We start from the raw sequence: 19131 nt of genomic DNA, 5'->3' as shown, positions 1-19131 counted from the left end.
AAACCATGACCAATCCATTGATTATCAAGCTGGGCGGTGTGCTGTTAGACAGCGAAGAAGCGCTGGCCCGTCTGTTTGATGCGCTGCTGACTTATCGCAGTGCCCATCAGCGTCCGCTGATTATTGTTCACGGTGGCGGTTGCCTGGTGGATGAGCTGATGAAAAAGCTGGCGCTGCCGGTGAAGAAAAAGAACGGCCTGCGCGTCACGCCGGCCGATCAGATCGACATTATTACCGGTGCGCTGGCGGGAACTGCCAACAAAACCCTGCTGGCGTGGGCCAAAAAAACCGGCATCAACGCGGTTGGCCTCTGCCTTGGCGATGCCGGCATGGTTAACGTCACCCCGTTTGATGAAGAACTGGGCCACGTGGGTCACGCCATGCCGGGTAACCCGGCGCTGATGAACACCCTGCTGGCCGCTGGTTATATGCCGGTCGTCAGTTCTATCGGCATCACTGACGACGGCGAACTGATGAACGTCAACGCCGACCAGGCTGCGACGGCGCTGGCATCGACCCTTGGCGCTGATTTAGTCTTGCTGTCAGACGTCAGCGGTATTCTCGACGGCAAAGGTCAGCGCATCGAAGAGATGACCGCCGACAAAGCTGAGCAGCTGATTACCCAGGGCATTATTACCGATGGCATGATTGTGAAGGTGCACGCTGCGCTGGATGCGGCGCGTACGCTGGGCCGCCCGGTGGATATCGCCAGCTGGCGTCACGCTGAGCGGTTGCCTGACCTGTTTAACGGCGTGCCCATTGGCACCCGGATTCTCGCTTAACGACTCTGATTCAAGGATTACGAAATGCAAACGCAAGGCATCAAAAAAATCGTTCTGGCTTACTCCGGTGGTCTTGATACTTCCGCCATCATTCCGTGGCTGAAAGAGAACTACGGCGGCTGTGAGGTGGTGGCGTTTGTGGCCGATATCGGTCAGGAGCGCAGCGATCTTGAAGGCGTAGAGAAGAAAGCGCTGCAGTCCGGTGCCTCTGAGTGTCACGTGGTTGATCTGCGTGAAGAGTTCATCAGCGATTACGTTTACCCGGTGCTGCAGACCGGCGCTCTGTATGAAGGCACCTATCTGCTGGGCACCTCGATGGCGCGTCCTATCATCGCGAAAGCTCAGGTTGAGCTGGCGCTGAAAGTGGGTGCGGATGCACTCTGTCACGGTGCAACCGGTAAAGGTAACGATCAGGTGCGTTTCGAAACCACCTACACCGCGCTGGCTCCGCAGCTGAAAGTGGTCGCGCCATGGCGTGAATGGAATCTGCGGTCGCGTGAAGCGCTGCTGGACTACCTGAAAGAGCGCAACATTCCGACCACTGCGTCGCTGGAAAAAATCTACAGCCGTGATGAAAACGCCTGGCACATCTCCACCGAAGGCGGCGTGCTGGAAAGCCCGGCCAATGCACCAAATAAAGATTGCTGGGTCTGGACCGTCGATCCTTTAGAGGCACCGGCTCAGCCGGAGGAAGTGACCGTGACCGTGGAGAAAGGTCGGGTGGTGGCAGTGAACGGCGAAAAACTGAGCCCGTTCCAGTGCCTGGAAAAACTCAACGTGATTGGTGCGAAACACGGTGTAGGCCGGATCGATATCGTTGAAAACCGTCTGGTCGGCATCAAGTCACGTGGCTGCTATGAAACCCCGGGCGGCACCATCATGGTCAACGCGCTGCGTGCGGTTGAGCAGCTGGTTCTGGATCGCGATAGCTTCAAATGGCGTGAGCAGCTGGGCCAGGAGATGTCTTACGTGGTTTACGACGGTCGCTGGTTCGCCCCGCTGCGTAAGTCAATTCAGGCCGCGGCAGAATCACTGGCTGAAGAAGTGAATGGCGAAGTGGTGTTGCAGCTCTACAAGGGCCAGGCAACGGCGACGCAGAAGCGTTCACCGAACAGCCTCTACTCGGAAGAGTTTGCGACCTTTGGCGAAGACGAAGTGTACGATCATCGCCATGCTGGCGGCTTTATCCGTCTGTTCTCGCTCTCTTCGCGCATCCGCGCCCTGAACGAGCAGAAGAAGTAATTCTCAGGCGAGGTGCGCCTCGTCTCACCGTTTGAGCTCAGGGGCGGCATTTATGCCGCCCTTTGTTTAATGATTTGAAGGAGTTTTCCCATGGCACTTTGGGGTGGACGGTTTACCCAGGCAGCAGATCAACGTTTCAAACAGTTCAACGACTCGCTGCGCTTCGATTACCGCCTGGCGGAGCAGGACATTATAGGTTCTGTCGCCTGGTCCAAAGCGCTGGTGACGGTGAATGTCCTGACCGGGGATGAGCAGCAGCAGCTGGAAGCGGCACTGACTGCCTTGCTGGCGGAGGTGCGCGCTAATCCTGAACAGATTTTGCAGAGCGACGCCGAAGACATCCATAGCTGGGTTGAAGGTCAGCTGATCGACAAAGTGGGTGCGCTGGGCAAAAAACTGCACACCGGCCGGAGCCGTAACGATCAGGTCGCTACCGATCTCAAGCTGTGGTGCAAAATGCAGGTTGAGGCGCTGTTGGGCGCAACGCGTGAGCTGCAGCAGGCGCTGGTAGTGACCGCAGAAGCGAACCAGGATGCAGTAATGCCAGGCTATACCCATTTGCAGCGGGCGCAGCCAGTCACATTTGCGCACTGGTGTCTGGCCTATGTCGAAATGCTGGCGCGTGATGAAAGCCGCCTGCAGGATACCCTGAAACGGCTGGATGTCAGCCCGCTGGGCTGCGGCGCGCTGGCCGGCACCGCCTATGAAATTGATCGTCAGCAGCTGGCGGGCTGGTTAGGCTTCGCCTCGGCGACCCGCAACAGTCTGGATACGGTTTCTGACCGCGATCATGTACTGGAGCTGCTCTCTGACGCCGCGATCGGTATGGTCCATCTGTCGCGCTTCGCCGAAGATATGATCTTTTTCAACACCGGTGAAGCGGGCTTTATCGAACTCTCCGACAAGGTGACTTCCGGCTCATCACTGATGCCACAGAAGAAAAATCCGGATGCGCTGGAGCTGATCCGGGGCAAATGCGGCCGGGTACAGGGCGCGCTGACCGGCATGATGATGACGCTGAAAGGCTTACCGCTGGCTTACAACAAGGATATGCAGGAAGACAAAGAGGGATTATTCGATGCGCTCGATACCTGGCTCGACTGTCTGCAGATGTCGGCGCTGGTACTGGATGGCCTGCAGGTGAAGCGTCCGCGTTGTCAGGAAGCGGCCGAGCAGGGCTATGCCAACTCTACTGAACTGGCTGATTATCTGGTGGCCAAAGGGGTGCCGTTCCGCGAAGCGCACCACATTGTCGGGGAAGTGGTGGTCGAGGCGATCAAACAGGGCGTGGCGCTGGAAGCATTGTCACTGGCGCAGTTACAGTCATTTAGCGCGGTAATTGAAGAGGATGTCTATCCGATTCTGGCACTGCAATCCTGTCTGGATAAGCGTAATGCGCAGGGTGGCGTTTCACCACAGCAGGTTGCCCGTGCCATCGACGAGGCGAAGCAGCGTCTGGCATAAAACACAGACAAAAAAAAGCGGGCATGTACATGCCCGCCAACCTCTAGCTTCAGAATTACTACTTTTTTTATAGGCACATCATCAAAGGGCCAGCACTCCCGGCTGACACAGAGATAGGTTTACGCTGACAGCAGGAACTGCTCAAGGTCATCGCTGCCGCCAATATGACGGCCACCGATAAACACCTGTGGCACCGTTGCCCGGCCGGAGACGGCACGCAGGCTGACGGTGGTGGCATCCTGTCCCAGCACGATCTCTTCGTACTGAATGCCGTGGTCCATCAGCAGCTGTTTGGCTTTGGTGCAGAACGGGCAGCCCGGTTTGGTAAAGACCGACACTGATTCCTGTACTTTAAATTCCGGTGCCAGATAACGCAGCATGCTATCGGCATCTGACACTTCAAACGGGTCGCCTGGCTTGTTCGGCTCAACAAACATTTTCTCAACTACGCCGTTACGCACCAGCATCGAGTAACGCCATGAGCGTGGGCCAAAGCCGAGATCGGCTTTCTCAACCAGCATCTCCATGCCGCGGGTAAACTCGCCGTTGCCATCGGGGATAAAGGTAATGTTTTCCGCCCGCTGTTCCGCTTTCCACGCATTCATCACAAAGGTGTCATTAACCGAGACACACAGAATGCTGTCTACACCGTGCTGCGCAAAAACGCCTGACAGCTCGTTGTAACGCGGCAGATGGCTGGATGAGCAGGTAGGAGTAAACGCGCCTGGCAGAGAAAAAACGATCACCGTTTTGTTGTTAAACAGCTCATCGGTGGTCACATCGACCCAGCGATCGCCCTGGCGGGTATGAAAAGTGACCTGCGGAACGGCTTTACCTTCCTGACTTGCAAACATTTTTTCTCCTTAATGGCGAACCGCTTATTTTGATGCGTGCATTATTCCCGCCCACCCTTGATAGGGCTAATCGTTCATTGCTATTCTATCTATCGCCACGGACTATCGTGGTCTGGAGGGTAATAATGAATATTCGTGATCTTGAATATCTGGTTTCGCTTGCTGAACACCGTCATTTTCGCCGCGCTGCGGATGCGTGTCATGTCAGCCAGCCCACGTTAAGCGGGCAGATCCGCAAGCTGGAAGATGAGCTGGGTGTGATGCTGCTGGAACGCACCAGTCGTAAGGTGCTGTTCACTCAGGCGGGCCTGCTGCTGGTGGATCAGGCACGCACGGTGCTGCGGGAAGTGAAAGTGCTGAAAGAGATGGCCAGTCAGCAAGGGGAAGCGATGTCAGGCCCGCTGCATATCGGCCTTATTCCAACCACCGGTCCTTATCTGCTGCCGCAAATTATTCCGATGCTGCATCAGACTTTTCCAAAACTGGAAATGTATCTGCATGAGGCGCAAACCCAGCAACTGCTGGCACAGCTCGACAGCGGCAAGCTGGACTGCGCAATTCTGGCGCTGGTCAAAGAGAGTGAAGCCTTTATCGAGGTGCCGCTATTTGATGAGCCAATGAAGCTGGCGGTCTATGCCGATCATCCGTGGCGCGATCGCGATCGGGTGCCGATGTCCGATCTGGCCGGCGAGAAACTGCTGATGCTGGAAGATGGTCACTGTCTGCGCGACCAGGCGATGGGCTTCTGTTTTGAGGCGGGCGCGGATGAAGATACCCATTTCCGGGCCACCAGTCTGGAAACGCTGCGCAATATGGTGGCGGCAGGCAGCGGCATTACGCTGCTTCCGGCGCTGGCGGTACCGCCAGAACGTATTCGCGATGGCGTGTGCTATCTGCCTTGCTACAAACCGGTCCCTCAGCGCACTATCGCGCTGGTCTACCGGCCGGGCTCACCTCTGCGCAGCCGTTATGAACAGCTGGCAGAGGCAATTAAAACCCACATGCAACATCATTTCGACACGGCGTTAAAACAGGCGGTTTAAGCCGTTTAAAGCCGCCACGCGATAGGCTTCGGCCATGGTAGGGTAGTTAAAGGTGGTATTCACGAAGTACTCAATCGTGTTGCCACCGTTTTTCTGCTCCATGATCGCCTGGCCGATGTGGATAATTTCGGCCGCCCGCTCGCCAAAGCAGTGAATACCCAGAATCTCCTTGGTTTCGCGGTGGAACAGAATCTTCAGGCTGCCCACATTCATACCAACAATCTGCGCCCGCGCCAGATGCTTAAACTGTGCACGACCCACTTCATAAGGCACCTTCATCGCCGTCAGCTGCTGCTCGGTTTTACCCACGGAGCTGATTTCCGGAATGGTGTAAATGCCAGTCGGGATATCTTCGATCAGGTGCGCTGAGGCTTCTCCTTTAATGATGGCCTGTGCGGCAATCCGGCCCTGATCGTAAGCAGCCGACGCCAGGCTCGGATACCCAATCACGTCACCGACCGCATAGATGTGCGGCTGTGCAGTCTGGTACATGCTGTTCACTTTCAGCAGGCCACGGCCATCCGCTTCCAGTCCGACATTTTCCAGCGACAGCGAATCGGTGTTGCCGGTACGGCCGTTGGCATACAGCAGACAGTCTGCTTTGACCTTTTTGCCCGATTTCAGATGAATAATCACGCCATCTTCCACCCCTTCAATCTTCTCAAACTCTTCGTTGTGACGAATCACCACGCCGCTGTTCCAGAAGTGATAAGAGAGGGAGTCGGACATCTCCTGATCGAGAAACGCCAGCAGACGATCGCGGGTGTTGATCAGGTCAACCTTGACGTTCAGGCCGCGGAAAATTGACGCATACTCACAGCCAATCACCCCGGCACCATAAATGATTACGTGGCCCGGTTCGTGATGCAGGTTAAGGATCGAATCTGAGTCGTAGACGCGCGGATGGGTAAAGTCGACGTCATCAGGATGATAAGGACGCGAACCACAGGCGATGACAAACTTCTCCGCAGTCAGACGTTCACGCGTGCCGTCAGGCTGTTCAATTTCGATGGTGTTAGCGTCAACAAAACGGGCATCACCCTGATAAAGCTCACAGCGGTTACGCTCATAAAAACCCTGACGCATCGCCGTTTGCTGGCTGATCACGTTTTCAGTGTGATTAAGAATGTCAGCGAAAGAGGAGCGGAGCAGTCGGGTGTGGTCGCTGTAGAGCGGATTTTGGTTGAATTCGATGATGCGACTGACGGCGTGGCGAAGTGCTTTAGAAGGAATGGTGCCCCAGTGCGTACATCCGCCGCCGATGTTGTGGTAGCGTTCGATCACTGCGATGCGCGCTCCCTGCTTCACCAGCCCCATCGCCGCACCTTCACCGCCGGGTCCTGAGCCAATCACAATGGCATCGTAATCGTAAGACTTTTGCATACCGATACGTCCTATTATTTATACATTTTTACAACGAGATTCTAACATCTCGCCGCGCACTTCTGAATTCTATCAGCGATTTTCATCACAGTTTGGCAAAGAGTGAGGTTCACAGGCAGTGACAAAGTTTGACGCTCTGTACGCTGAAAATTTTGTTATAGTGCCTCCTCAACACCGCAAAAGGCAGAGAGAATGGGCGTCAGAGCGCAACAAAAAGAACGTACACGACGCACACTGATTGAAGCAGCTTTCAGTCAGCTCAGCGCCGAACGCAGTTTTGCCAGCCTGAGTTTGCGAGAAGTTGCGCGTGAAGCGGGCATCGCCCCGACCTCGTTTTATCGTCATTTTAAGGATGTTGATGAGCTGGGTCTGACCATGGTGGATGAAAGCGGGTTGATGTTGCGACAGCTGATGCGCCAGGCGCGCCAGCGGATTGCCAAGGGCGGCAGCATCATTAAAACCTCGGTTTCCACCTTTATGGAATTCATCGGCAATAACCCCAATGCCTTTCGTCTGTTACTGCGGGAACGCTCCGGCACCTCTGCCGCATTCCGTGCCGCGGTCGCGCGTGAAATTCAGCATTTTATCGCTGAACTGGCGGATTATCTTGAGGTCGAAAACCGCATGCCGCGCAGTTTTACCGAAGCGCAGGCCGAAGCGATGGTAACTATCGTCTTCAGCGCCGGGGCAGAAGCGCTGGATGTCGATGCCGAACAGCGCCGCAAGCTGGAGGATCGTCTGGTATTGCAACTCCGCATGATCGCCAAAGGCGCCTATTACTGGTACCGCCGTGAACAAGAAAGACTGGCGGTCACCCTGGAAAAACCCGAAGAGCAATGAATAAGGATCAGGCCATGACCCACCCGAGTTCCCGCGATAAAGGCACATTATTACTGGCTTTTATTACCGGTTTAGCGATTAACGGCTCGTTTTCCGTGCTGTTCAGCGCTTTTGTTCCGTTTTCGATTTTTCCGCTGATCGCGCTCGGCCTGGCTGCCTGGTGTCTGCATCAGCGTTATCTGAACACCAACATGCCTGACGGTATGCCGGGACTGGCAGCGGCGTTTTTCCTGCTGGGGATTCTGGTTTATAGCGCACTGGTGCGGGCAGAATATCCGGATATCGGTTCGAACTTCATCCCGACCATTTTGATGGTGGCGTTGGTGTTCTGGATTGCGACGCGCTTTAAGCGCAATCGCAATCAGTAAGGGCGACAGATGAAACAACGGGAACCTCAGGGTTCCCGTTTTTTTCAGGCTTTGCGCGTCAGGAGTACGCCGCATTCCATATGGTGGGTATAAGGGAACTGATCGAACAGCGCCAGTCGCGTTACGTCATGCGTCTGCGACAGCGTCTGCAAATTTTCACTCAGCGTTTGCGGATTGCAGGAGATGTAAAGGATGCGCGGGTAAGCCTGCACCATCTTCACCGTCTCATCATCCAGTCCACTGCGCGGCGGATCAACAAAGATGGTCTCACATTCATAGCTGGTCAGATCAATCCCTTCCAGCCGATTGAAACGGCGCACGCCGGTCATCGCCTGGGTGAACTCTTCGGCGGCCATACGGATGATTTGCACATTATCAATCTGGTTAGCGGCGATGTTGTACTGCGCCGACGCCACCGACGGTTTGGCAATTTCGGTCGCCAGCACCCGGCGGAAATTACGCGCCAGCGCCAGTGAGAAGTTGCCGTTGCCGCAGTAAAGTTCCAGCAGGTCACCCTGCGAACCCTGGGTGACATCCAGCGCCCACTCCAGCATCTGAATATTCATCGCTGCGTTTGGCTGGGTAAAGCTGTTCTCAACCTGACGATAGATCATCTCACGTCCCGCCACCGGCAGACGTTCATCCACATAATCCCGATCGAGGCAGATTTTGGTTTTGGTGGCGCGGCCAATCAGCTGCACATCCAGGCCTTCTGCGCGCAGTTGATCGCGCAGTTCGCTGGCGGCCAGCTGCCACGCGTCATCCAGCTTACGGTGGTAGAGCAGCGAGATAACAATCTGATTGCTCAGGGTCGACAGATAGTCAATCTGAAACAGCTTATGGCGCAGTGTACGATTGTCGCGGATCGCCGCGATCATTTTGGGCATCAGCTGGTTGATCAATTCACTGGCGGCAGGGAATTGATCGACGCGGATCCGCTCGCGGGTCTGCTGATCAAAGATGATGTGATAGATGTCATCGCCATCGTGCCACAGGCGGAACTCTGCACGCATGCGATAGTGGCTGACCGGTGAACGGAACACCTCCACCTCGGGCGCAGCAAACGGCGTCATCATCGTCGCTAAACGACTGACTTTTTCCGCCAGTTGCGCGTCATATTGTTCAATAGGGAGATGTTCGGGTGTCATGTTCCGTCCTGATTAATAGCTTACCAGCGGGCGATTGTAGGGATTCACTTGCTGATGTCCAGTCCCGCAGCGATAAGAAGTTTGGAAGTCTGGACTTCCGTAGTGCCACTCCGTAGACTGCGTTCGCCGGCCTCAAGCCCGAGATAATAGGGAATCCAGTGTGAATCTGGAGCTGACGCGCAGCGGTAAGGAATGTCGTGGTGAGTGCAATTGCAGACACTGTCCTGCGGGATGGGAAGTCATCACCACTTATGGTTCCCAGCCCGAAGACCTGCCGGTGTACGTCGCTACTCGTACAATCATCGCGTGCTATTGATTGTATGCCTGCGGCATCCTGCTTTGTCTTTTGGATGCGATTAAAAAATGACTAAAACGACCGCATCGCTGTTCGCCTTTAGTGCAACGGCGGTTTCTCTCTGGGCACAAAACGGTTTTGCTCAGGGGAATGATGATACGCAAATAGTAACTGCCAATCGTTTCGCTCAGCCGGTATCCAGCGTGCTGGCCCCTGTCACGGTGGTGACGCGTAACGAGATTGACCGCTGGCAAGCCAAAAGCCTGACGGATGTGATGCGCCGCCTGCCCGGCGTCGATATCACCCAAAGCGGCGGCATAGGACAGCAAAGCTCGCTGTTTATCCGCGGCACTGAGTCCCGGCACGTGCTGATTCTGATCGATGGTATCCGGCTCAACCAGGCCGGCATTACCGGATCATCCGACCTCAGCCAGATTCCGCTTTCGCTGGTGCAACGCATTGAATATATCCGCGGCGCGCGTTCGGCAGTCTACGGTTCGGATGCGATAGGCGGCGTGGTCAATATCATTACAGGCCGTGCGCAACCGGGCACCACTCTGTCGGCTGGCGTCGGGTCCAACGGTTATCAATCATACGAGGGTTCCACCCAGCAGAAGTTGAGCGACGCGACCAGGCTGACCCTCGCCGGTAACTATACCTATACCAAAGGGTATGACGTGGTGGCCGGTTATCCCAACGCGTATGGTCCGGCACAGCATGATCGCGATGGGTTCATGAGCAAAACCCTGTACGGCAATCTGGAGCATCAGTTCAGTGATGAACTCAGCGGCTTTGTGCGTGGATACGGTTTTGATAACCGTACCGCCTACGACGGGTCAGATAGTTATGATGCCAGCTACAGCAACATTATCGGCCTGGCTGATACCCGTCAGCTGTATAGCCAGACCTGGGACACGGGTTTGCGCTTCAATCATGATGTCTATTCGACCCAGCTTATTGCCAGCTATGGGCGTACCAAAGACATCAATTACGATCCGCGCAACGGACGCTACGGGGCGGCGTCGACTTTCGACGACGTGACCCAATACAATCTGCAATGGGGCAACAGCGTGCAGATTGGGCAGGGCGCCATCAGCGCCGGGGTTGACTGGCAGAAAGAGACGACGCAACCGGGGACCAACTATCTGGCAGACAGTTATGAACAGCGTAACACCGGATTTTATCTGACCGGCCAGCAGCAGTTTGGCAGCGTGACGCTTGAAGGTGCGGTACGCGGTGACGATAACAACCAGTTTGGCTGGCATAACACCTGGCAGACGGCAGCTGCCTGGGAATTTATCTCCGGGTATCGCGCTTTTGCCTCTTACGGTACCGCGTTTAAGGCACCGAACCTCTCTCAGGTTTACAGTCCTTTTTATGGTAACCGCGATCTCGATCCGGAAAAAAGTAAGCAGTGGGAAGGCGGGTTTGAAGGTCTGACCGGGCCGCTTAACTGGCGGATTTCCGGCTATCGAAATGACATTGATAACCTGATTGATAGCGACCCGGCGACCTATCGCTACTACAACATTAAGCAGGCGCGTATTAAAGGTGTGGAAGCGACCGCTTCATTTGATACCGGGCCGCTGGCGCACCAGCTCTCTTACGATTATGTCGATGCTCGTGATGGCAGCACCAATCAGCCGCTAATCCGTCGGGCTAAACAGCAGGTGAAGTATCAACTCGACTGGACGCTGTATGAGTTCGACTGGTCAGTGACGTATCACTATCTGGGCGATCGTTATGATACCGACTTCAACAGCTCCCCCAGCCGTCGGGTGAAGCTGGGCGGTGTCAGCCTGTGGGATGTGGCGGTCTCATATCCGCTCACTTCACAACTCACGGTTCGTGGTAGAATTGCCAACCTGTTCGATAAAGATTACGAGACAGTGTATGGCTATCAAACCCCAGGACGAGAATATTACCTCAGCGGCAGCTACAGCTTCTGATTTGCGACCCACCGTGCTGGTATTCGACTCCGGCGTCGGTGGGCTTTCCGTCTATGATGAGGTCCGGCAACTGCTGCCGGATCTTCACTATCTTTACGCCTTCGATAACGCCGGCTTTCCCTATGGCGAGAAAAGCGAAACCTTTATTGTGGAACGCGTGGTGGCGATTGTTGATGCCATTACCCAGCGTTATCCGCTCTCTTTAGTGATCATCGCCTGTAATACGGCCAGCACCGTCTCCCTGCCGGCGTTGCGTGAGCGCTTTGCTTTTCCGGTGGTCGGGGTAGTGCCGGCGATTAAACCGGCGGCGCGTATGACGCGTAATGGCGTGGTGGGCCTGCTGGCGACGCGCGCGACGGTGCGTCGTCCTTATACTCACGAACTGGTGGCGCAGTTTGCGGGTGCCTGCAACATCGAAATGCTGGGCTCGGCGGAGCTGGTGGAACTGGCAGAAGCCAAGTTGCATGGTGCAGAGGTTGCGCTGGAAGCCGTACGCCGGATTGTTCAGCCGTGGCTGCGCATGGCGGAGCCGCCGGATACTGTGGTGTTGGGCTGTACCCACTTTCCTTTATTGCGTGACGAGCTGCAGCAGGTATTACCGGAAGGTACCCGCCTGATTGATTCAGGTGCGGCGATAGCGCGCCGTACGGTATGGCTACTGGAACACGAAGCGCCCGAAGTGCGTTCTTCGCAACAAAATGTGGCATTTTGTACCGAACTGGATGGAGAAGCTGTTCAGTTATTACCCGTTCTACAGCGTTATGGCTTCCCATTGCTGGAAAAACTGGCAGTTTGACGGCTTTTAGTTGAAAAAATCAGCACTCAGAATTTTATTTGAAATTAGCACTTGTCAGCCTCCGGAAACTCCCTATAATGCGCCTCCACTGACACGGAACACCGGCTTACGGAGAGACGGGTCAGCAGGCACAGGAGACTGCGCCGCCGGAGAAAAGCTTCTGAAAAAGAAGTTGACTCTGAAGGAGGAAAGCGTAATATACGCCACCTCGCGACAGACGGTTAACCCGCTGCTCGCACTGCTCTTTAACAATTTATCAGACAATCTGTGTGGGCACTCGCAGGATTGATATCAGCGTCTCCGGACGTAAAAAATATCAAGTCTCACGAGTGAACACATAATGAAATTCATTATGACGTTTTACAGATGAGCACCGCTTAACTTGTTTAAGCAAATCAAACTTAAATTGAAGAGTTTGATCATGGCTCAGATTGAACGCTGGCGGCAGGCCTAACACATGCAAGTCGGACGGTAGCACAGAGGAGCTTGCTCCTTGGGTGACGAGTGGCGGACGGGTGAGTAATGTCTGGGGATCTGCCCGATAGAGGGGGATAACCACTGGAAACGGTGGCTAATACCGCATAACGTCGCAAGACCAAAGAGGGGGACCTTCGGGCCTCTCACTATCGGATGAACCCAGATGGGATTAGCTAGTAGGCGGGGTAATGGCCCACCTAGGCGACGATCCCTAGCTGGTCTGAGAGGATGACCAGCCACACTGGAACTGAGACACGGTCCAGACTCCTACGGGAGGCAGCAGTGGGGAATATTGCACAATGGGCGCAAGCCTGATGCAGCCATGCCGCGTGTATGAAGAAGGCCTTCGGGTTGTAAAGTACTTTCAGCGGGGAGGAAGGCGATGCGGTTAATAACCGCGTCGATTGACGTTACCCGCAGAAGAAGCACCGGCTAACTCCGTGCCAGCAGCCGCGGTAATACGGAGGGTGCAAGCGTTAATCGGAATTACTGGGCGTAAAGCGCACGCAGGCGGTCTGTTAAGTCAGATGTGAAATCCCCGGGCTTAACCTGGGAACTGCATTTGAAACTGGCAGGCTTGAGTCTCGTAGAGGGGGGTAGAATTCCAGGTGTAGCGGTGAAATGCGTAGAGATCTGGAGGAATACCGGTGGCGAAGGCGGCCCCCTGGACGAAGACTGACGCTCAGGTGCGAAAGCGTGGGGAGCAAACAGGATTAGATACCCTGGTAGTCCACGCCGTAAACGATGTCGACTTGGAGGTTGTTCCCTTGAGGAGTGGCTTCCGGAGCTAACGCGTTAAGTCGACCGCCTGGGGAGTACGGCCGCAAGGTTAAAACTCAAATGAATTGACGGGGGCCCGCACAAGCGGTGGAGCATGTGGTTTAATTCGATGCAACGCGAAGAACCTTACCTACTCTTGACATCCAGCGAACTTGGCAGAGATGCCTTGGTGCCTTCGGGAACGCTGAGACAGGTGCTGCATGGCTGTCGTCAGCTCGTGTTGTGAAATGTTGGGTTAAGTCCCGCAACGAGCGCAACCCTTATCCTTTGTTGCCAGCGATTCGGTCGGGAACTCAAAGGAGACTGCCGGTGATAAACCGGAGGAAGGTGGGGATGACGTCAAGTCATCATGGCCCTTACGAGTAGGGCTACACACGTGCTACAATGGCGCATACAAAGAGAAGCGACCTCGCGAGAGCAAGCGGACCTCACAAAGTGCGTCGTAGTCCGGATCGGAGTCTGCAACTCGACTCCGTGAAGTCGGAATCGCTAGTAATCGTGGATCAGAATGCCACGGTGAATACGTTCCCGGGCCTTGTACACACCGCCCGTCACACCATGGGAGTGGGTTGCAAAAGAAGTAGGTAGCTTAACCTTCGGGAGGGCGCTTACCACTTTGTGATTCATGACTGGGGTGAAGTCGTAACAAGGTAACCGTAGGGGAACCTGCGGTTGGATCACCTCCTTACCTGAAGATACCTTCCCGCGCAGTGCTCACACAGATTGTCTGATAAAAAGTAACGAGCAGAAAAAACCTCTACAGGCTTGTAGCTCAGGTGGTTAGAGCGCACCCCTGATAAGGGTGAGGTCGGTGGTTCAAGTCCACTCAGGCCTACCAAATTTCTTCTCATGCTGCGTTATGCGCGCGGTCGTTTACCCAAGTAAACGTCCCTTACGCATGCCTTGCCTGAAAAGAAATTGCATCCTTAACGCAAGGATGTTTACTCGGTTGAGTGGTAGTAGTGGTCTCTGCAGTAACTGTATGGGGCTATAGCTCAGCTGGGAGAGCGCCTGCCTTGCACGCAGGAGGTCAGCGGTTCGATCCCGCTTAGCTCCACCATACCGTTTTACTGTTTTTTCTGAAAAATACTTCAGAGCGTACCGGCAACGGTGTGCTGCGAAGTATTATGCTCTTTAACAATCCGGAACAAGCTGAAAATTGAAACGACGCAGCGCGTTATTCCTCCGTAATAAGGAATAACAAGGCGATGCGTTCGAGTCTCTCAAATGCTTGCAGCACGCAGCGTTGAAAAACGCCTGTGGGTTGTGAGGTTAAGCGACTAAGCGTACACGGTGGATGCCCTGGCAGTCAGAGGCGATGAAGGACGTGCTAATCTGCGTAAAGCGACGGTAAGGTGATATGAACCGCTACAGCCGTCGATGTCCGAATGGGGAAACCCGGTGCACTCAGTGCATCATTGCAGCATGAATACATAGTGCTGCAAGGCGAACCGGGGGAACTGAAACATCTAAGTACCCCGAGGAAAAGAAATCAACCGAGATTCCCCCAGTAGCGGCGAGCGAACGGGGAGCAGCCCAGAGCCTGAATCAGCTTGTGTGTTAGTGGAAGCGTCTGGAAAGTCGCAGGGTACAGGGTGATACTCCCGTACACAAAAACACACAGGCTGTGAGCTCGATGAGTAAGGCGGGACACGTGGTATCCTGTCTGAATATGGGGGGACCATCCTCCAAGGCTAAATACTCCTGACTGACCGATAGTGAACCAGTACCGTGAGGGAAAGGCGAAAAGAACCCCGGCGAGGGGAGTGAAACAGAACCTGAAACCGTGTACGTACAAGCAGTGGGAGCCTTCTTTATGGGGGTGACTGCGTACCTTTTGTATAATGGGTCAGCGACTTATATTCTGTAGCAAGGTTAACCGTATAGGGGAGCCGCAGGGAAACCGAGTCTTAACTGGGCGTTAAGTTGCAGGGTATAGACCCGAAACCCGGTGATCTAGCCATGGGCAGGTTGAAGGTTGGGTAACACTAACTGGAGGACCGAACCGACTAATGTTGAAAAATTAGCGGATGACCTGTGGCTGGGGGTGAAAGGCCAATCAAACCGGGAGATAGCTGGTTCTCCCCGAAAGCTATTTAGGTAGCGCCTCGTGAACTCATCTTCGGGGGTAGAGCACTGTTTCGGCTAGGGGGCCATCCCGGCTTACCAACCCGATGCAAACTGCGAATACCGAAGAATGTTATCACGGGAGACACACGGCGGGTGCTAACGTCCGTCGTGAAGAGGGAAACAACCCAGACCGCCAGCTAAGGTCCCAAAGTCATGGTTAAGTGGGAAACGATGTGGGAAGGCACAGACAGCCAGGATGTTGGCTTAGAAGCAGCCATCATTTAAAGAAAGCGTAATAGCTCACTGGTCGAGTCGGCCTGCGCGGAAGATGTAACGGGGCTAAACCATGCACCGAAGCTGCGGCAGCGACACTATGTGTTGTTGGGTAGGGGAGCGTTCTGTAAGCCGTCGAAGGTGGCCTGTGAGGGCTGCTGGAGGTATCAGAAGTGCGAATGCTGACATAAGTAACGATAAAGCGGGTGAAAAGCCCGCTCGCCGGAAGACCAAGGGTTCCTGTTCAACGTTAATCGGAGCAGGGTGAGTCGACCCCTAAGGCGAGGCCGAAAGGCGTAGTCGATGGGAAACAGGTTAATATTCCTGTACTTGGTGTTACTGCGAAGGGGGGACGGAGAAGGCTATATCAGCCGGGCGACGGTTGTCCCGGTTTAAGCGTGTAGGTGTGTGTTCCAGGCAAATCCGGTTCACTTTACACTGAGGCGTGACGACGAGGCACTACGGTGCTGAAGTGATAAATGCCCTGCTTCCAGGAAAAGCCTCTAAGCATCAGGTAACACAAAATCGTACCCCAAACCGACACAGGTGGTCAGGTAGAGAATACCAAGGCGCTTGAGAGAACTCGGGTGAAGGAACTAGGCAAAATGGTGCCGTAACTTCGGGAGAAGGCACGCTGGCGCGTAGGTGGAGGGACTTGCTCCCCGAGCCGAAGCCAGTCGAAGATACCAGCTGGCTGCAACTGTTTATTAAAAACACAGCACTGTGCAAACACGAAAGTGGACGTATACGGTGTGACGCCTGCCCGGTGCCGGAAGGTTAATTGATGGGGTTATCCGCAAGGAGAAGCTCTTGATCGAAGCCCCGGTAAACGGCGGCCGTAACTATAACGGTCCTAAGGTAGCGAAATTCCTTGTCGGGTAAGTTCCGACCTGCACGAATGGCGTAATGATGGCCAGGCTGTCTCCACCCGAGACTCAGTGAAATTGAACTCGCTGTGAAGATGCAGTGTACCCGCGGCAAGACGGAAAGACCCCGTGAACCTTTACTACAGCTTGACACTGAACATTGAGCCTTGATGTGTAGGATAGGTGGGAGGCTTTGAAGCGCAGACGCCAGTCCGCGTGGAGCCAACCTTGAAATACCACCCTTTAATGTTTGATGTTCTAACGTGGCCCCGTGATCCGGGGTGCGGACAGTGTCTGGTGGGTAGTTTGACTGGGGCGGTCTCCTCCTAAAGCGTAACGGAGGAGCACGAAGGTCAGCTAATCACGGTCGGACATCGTGAGGTTAGTGCAATGGCATAAGCTGGCTTGACTGCGAGAGTGACGGCTCGAGCAGGTGCGAAAGCAGGTCATAGTGATCCGGTGGTTCTGAATGGAAGGGCCATCGCTCAACGGATAAAAGGTACTCCGGGGATAACAGGCTGATACCGCCCAAGAGTTCATATCGACGGCGGTGTTTGGCACCTCGATGTCGGCTCATCACATCCTGGGGCTGAAGTAGGTCCCAAGGGTACGGCTGTTCGCCGTTTAAAGTGGTACGCGAGCTGGGTTTAGAACGTCGTGAGACAGTTCGGTCCCTATCTGCCGTGGGCGCTGGAGAATTGAGGGGGGTTGCTCCTAGTACGAGAGGACCGGAGTGAACGCACCACTGGTGTTCGGGTTGTCATGCCAATGGCATTGCCCGGTAGCTAAGTGCGGAAAAGATAAGTGCTGAAAGCATCTAAGCACGAAACTTGCCCCGAGATGAGTTCTCCCTGACCCTTTAAGGGTCCTGAAGGGACGTTGAAGACGACGACGTTGATAGGCCGGATGTGTAAGCGCAGCGATGCGTTGAGCTAACCGGTACTAATGACCCGTGAGGCTTAACCTTACAACGCCAGAGGCGTTTTTGAGGGACAGATTTTCAGCTTGTGACGGATAAAAATTAGCGGGAACGAAGGATTCTGCGGCATGGCGCACGGTCATGACGTAAAAGATTCGTTCCGTGCACCAAGATTTGCCTGGCGGCTGTAGCGCGGTGGTCCCACCTGACCCCATGCCGAACTCAGAAGTGAAACGCCGTAGCGCCGATGGTAGTGTGGGGTCTCCCCATGCGAGAGTAGGGAACTATTTGTTCCTTTTCCCCTGACAAGGAAAGCAGCAGGAACAGACGGGTATCAGCCAGTAGCTGATAGCTGTGAAAGAATCGGTGGAGCGGTAGTTCAGTTGGTTAGAATACCTGCCTGTCACGCAGGGGGTCGCGGGTTCGAGCCCCGTCCGTTCCGCCACCCTATTTAGGGGCGTAGTTCAATTGGTAGAGCACCGGTCTCCAAAACCGGGTGTTGGGGGTTCGAGTCCCTCCGCCCCTGCCAGAAAACGATCCTTTGCTTCGGCAAAGGATTTTTTTTTGCCTGTAAAAAGCCCAAAACAAAAAACCAGCTAAAATGCACTGGCTTTTGACGCGTATTTATCCCACCTTCCTGCTGTTAATTCAGTTGTTTTGCCTCACCAGAACCGGAAACTTCAGCAGCTGACGAATATGCGCTTGCTGATCGCTGTTCTGTAACCAGACGGCATACAGCGGGCGTACCGCGACCGGCGTATCGGGAATAACCATCAGTTCACTGTAAAGGCCATGCCAGAAGTCAGGCAGAAAGGCGCAGGCGCCGGTGGTGTGTAACAGCTCTCGTGTCACATGCGCCGATGTCGTGGTCAGAACCGGCACGTCATCCCCGCCCGAGAGATAGCTCTCATGCTGATGAAAATCGGCACCCCATTCCAGCTTAATATAGTCATACTTCTCACGTTTCTCACTCTGGCGCGCGCAAAACAACGCCAGTGAGATATGGCCAATCTGCTGGCTGGTCAGCTCATCCATTTTAGGGGCTTCTGTGGTGATCAGCAGATCCAGCTGACGCTCATGCAGCTGCTTAACCAGCAAATGACGCTGTGCCACACGTGCTTCTAAATGCAGGCTCTCCCGGTTCTCATACAGCGTCTGCAGCCACGGAGTGAGATAAGCCTCCCAGAGCGAAGCACTGGCACCAATTGACAGCTCATGATGCTGCTGAGTGTGGGAGACCTCCTTCTTAGCCATCAGCCAGGTGCTCATCAGACTCTCGGCATACGGCAATAGCCGTTCGCCTGCTGCCGTCAACCGTATGTTGTTGCGGTGTCTGGTAAAAAGATTAACACCAAGCTGATTTTCCAGCTGACGGATGCGAAAACTGACAGCAGATTGCGTAAGGTAAAGTGCTTCCGCAGCACGCCCGAAATGGCGTGTGCGGCTCACTTCCAGGAAAGTCTTCAGTAATTCCGTATCCACAGCGTTCTCCCAAAAATTGTTTGTCGTATAGATTTAAATGTTTTGTTTTACACTCTGTCAAGCCTATCTAATACTCCGCGCCATAAATAGTAAGGCTTAA

Annotated in this window: 12 protein-coding genes, 4 tRNA genes, 3 rRNA genes and 1 riboswitch; of the genes, 15 read left to right on the top strand and 4 right to left on the bottom strand. The window is 54.6% G+C overall.

Translation table 11 applies throughout. From position 1 onward, the window contains the following. The first annotated feature begins 5 nt into the window (after positions 1–5). From argB to argH, 3 genes are all read left to right on the top strand, one after another. Positions 6–782 carry an acetylglutamate kinase gene (gene argB, locus AC6I8I_RS19300; RefSeq protein ID WP_031377641.1) on the top strand — a complete coding sequence of 259 codons (777 nt, stop codon included), beginning with the start codon at positions 6–8 and terminating at the stop codon, positions 780–782. 24 nt (positions 783–806) lie between these two features. Then, positions 807–2024: an argininosuccinate synthase gene (locus AC6I8I_RS19295; protein ID WP_312057261.1), complete on the top strand. Its 1218-nt coding sequence runs from the start codon at positions 807–809 to the stop codon at positions 2022–2024. A 90-nt stretch (positions 2025–2114) separates the two neighbouring features. Beyond that, on the top strand, positions 2115–3488 hold the full coding sequence (gene argH, locus AC6I8I_RS19290) for an argininosuccinate lyase (protein ID WP_312057262.1): 1374 nt from the start codon (positions 2115–2117) through the stop codon (positions 3486–3488). Positions 3489–3607: 119 nt separating this feature from the next. Here the strand turns inward: argH and AC6I8I_RS19285 are convergent, their stop codons facing one another. Next, the gene (locus AC6I8I_RS19285) at positions 3608–4342 is read right to left on the bottom strand and encodes a glutathione peroxidase (protein ID WP_312760526.1); all 735 of its coding nucleotides are present in this window, start codon (positions 4340–4342) and stop codon (positions 3608–3610) included. A 125-nt stretch (positions 4343–4467) separates the two neighbouring features. Here AC6I8I_RS19285 and oxyR point away from each other — a divergent pair, with 125 nt between their 5' ends. Further along, on the top strand, positions 4468–5385 hold the full coding sequence (oxyR, locus tag AC6I8I_RS19280) for a DNA-binding transcriptional regulator OxyR (protein ID WP_031377635.1): 918 nt from the start codon (positions 4468–4470) through the stop codon (positions 5383–5385). Here the strand turns inward: oxyR and sthA are convergent. Further along, on the bottom strand, positions 5368–6768 hold the full coding sequence (gene sthA, locus AC6I8I_RS19275; protein ID WP_233986297.1) for a Si-specific NAD(P)(+) transhydrogenase: 1401 nt from the start codon (positions 6766–6768) through the stop codon (positions 5368–5370). The two genes, oxyR and sthA, sit on opposite strands and share 18 nt — an antisense overlap. Before the next feature lie 192 nt (positions 6769–6960). Here sthA and fabR point away from each other — a divergent pair, with 192 nt between their 5' ends. Both fabR and AC6I8I_RS19265 read left to right on the top strand, forming a co-directional pair. Continuing rightward, on the top strand, positions 6961–7608 hold the full coding sequence (gene fabR / locus AC6I8I_RS19270; protein ID WP_003851200.1) for an HTH-type transcriptional repressor FabR: 648 nt from the start codon (positions 6961–6963) through the stop codon (positions 7606–7608). A 14-nt stretch (positions 7609–7622) separates the two neighbouring features. Further along, positions 7623–7976 (top strand): YijD family membrane protein, encoded by a 354-nt coding sequence (locus AC6I8I_RS19265; protein WP_312057265.1) that lies wholly within the window; start codon positions 7623–7625, stop codon positions 7974–7976. 44 nt (positions 7977–8020) lie between these two features. Here AC6I8I_RS19265 and trmA read toward each other — a convergent pair whose 3' ends face one another. Then, the gene (gene trmA, locus AC6I8I_RS19260; RefSeq protein ID WP_312057266.1) at positions 8021–9124 is read right to left on the bottom strand and encodes a tRNA (uridine(54)-C5)-methyltransferase TrmA; all 1104 of its coding nucleotides are present in this window, start codon (positions 9122–9124) and stop codon (positions 8021–8023) included. A gap of 110 nt (positions 9125–9234) precedes the next feature. Next, positions 9235–9417: riboswitch (cobalamin riboswitch) on the top strand. 70 nt (positions 9418–9487) lie between these two features. Between trmA and btuB the strand changes: the two genes are divergently transcribed. The 9 genes from btuB (at position 9488) to AC6I8I_RS19215 (ending at position 18078) form a co-directional block, all read left to right on the top strand. Then, positions 9488–11368: a TonB-dependent vitamin B12 receptor BtuB gene (gene btuB / locus AC6I8I_RS19255; protein WP_497828201.1), complete on the top strand. Its 1881-nt coding sequence runs from the start codon at positions 9488–9490 to the stop codon at positions 11366–11368. Continuing rightward, the gene (gene murI, locus AC6I8I_RS19250) at positions 11313–12164 is read left to right on the top strand and encodes a glutamate racemase (protein WP_312760531.1); all 852 of its coding nucleotides are present in this window, start codon (positions 11313–11315) and stop codon (positions 12162–12164) included. Before btuB ends, murI begins: the two co-directional genes overlap by 56 nt. A 403-nt stretch (positions 12165–12567) precedes the next feature. Continuing rightward, positions 12568–14109 (top strand): 16S ribosomal RNA (locus tag AC6I8I_RS19245). A gap of 73 nt (positions 14110–14182) precedes the next feature. Continuing rightward, positions 14183–14259: transfer RNA gene (locus AC6I8I_RS19240), tRNA-Ile, on the top strand. Positions 14260–14405: 146 nt separating this feature from the next. After that, positions 14406–14481: transfer RNA gene (locus AC6I8I_RS19235), tRNA-Ala, on the top strand. Positions 14482–14691: 210 nt separating this feature from the next. Continuing rightward, positions 14692–17597 (top strand): 23S ribosomal RNA (locus AC6I8I_RS19230). Positions 17598–17726: 129 nt separating this feature from the next. Next, positions 17727–17842 (top strand): 5S ribosomal RNA (gene rrf, locus AC6I8I_RS19225). The 16S, 23S and 5S rRNA genes sit together here with 4 tRNA genes alongside, the layout of an rRNA operon. A gap of 75 nt (positions 17843–17917) precedes the next feature. After that, positions 17918–17994, top strand: a tRNA-Asp gene (locus AC6I8I_RS19220). 8 nt (positions 17995–18002) lie between these two features. Next, positions 18003–18078, top strand: a tRNA-Trp gene (locus tag AC6I8I_RS19215). 119 nt (positions 18079–18197) lie between these two features. On the opposite strand, the gene hdfR is transcribed toward AC6I8I_RS19215, so the two are convergent. Next, a complete protein-coding gene (gene hdfR, locus AC6I8I_RS19210; protein ID WP_312054117.1) occupies positions 18198–19031 on the bottom strand; it encodes an HTH-type transcriptional regulator HdfR in 834 nt (277 codons plus the stop codon). Positions 19032–19131: the final 100 nt, after the last annotated feature.

The sequence above is a fragment of the Pantoea sp. X-Soil-YNGN-775 genome (assembly GCF_059730575.1).
The sequence above is the reverse complement of the archived record's forward strand: the minus strand, read 5'-3'. Positions and strand labels throughout refer to the sequence as shown.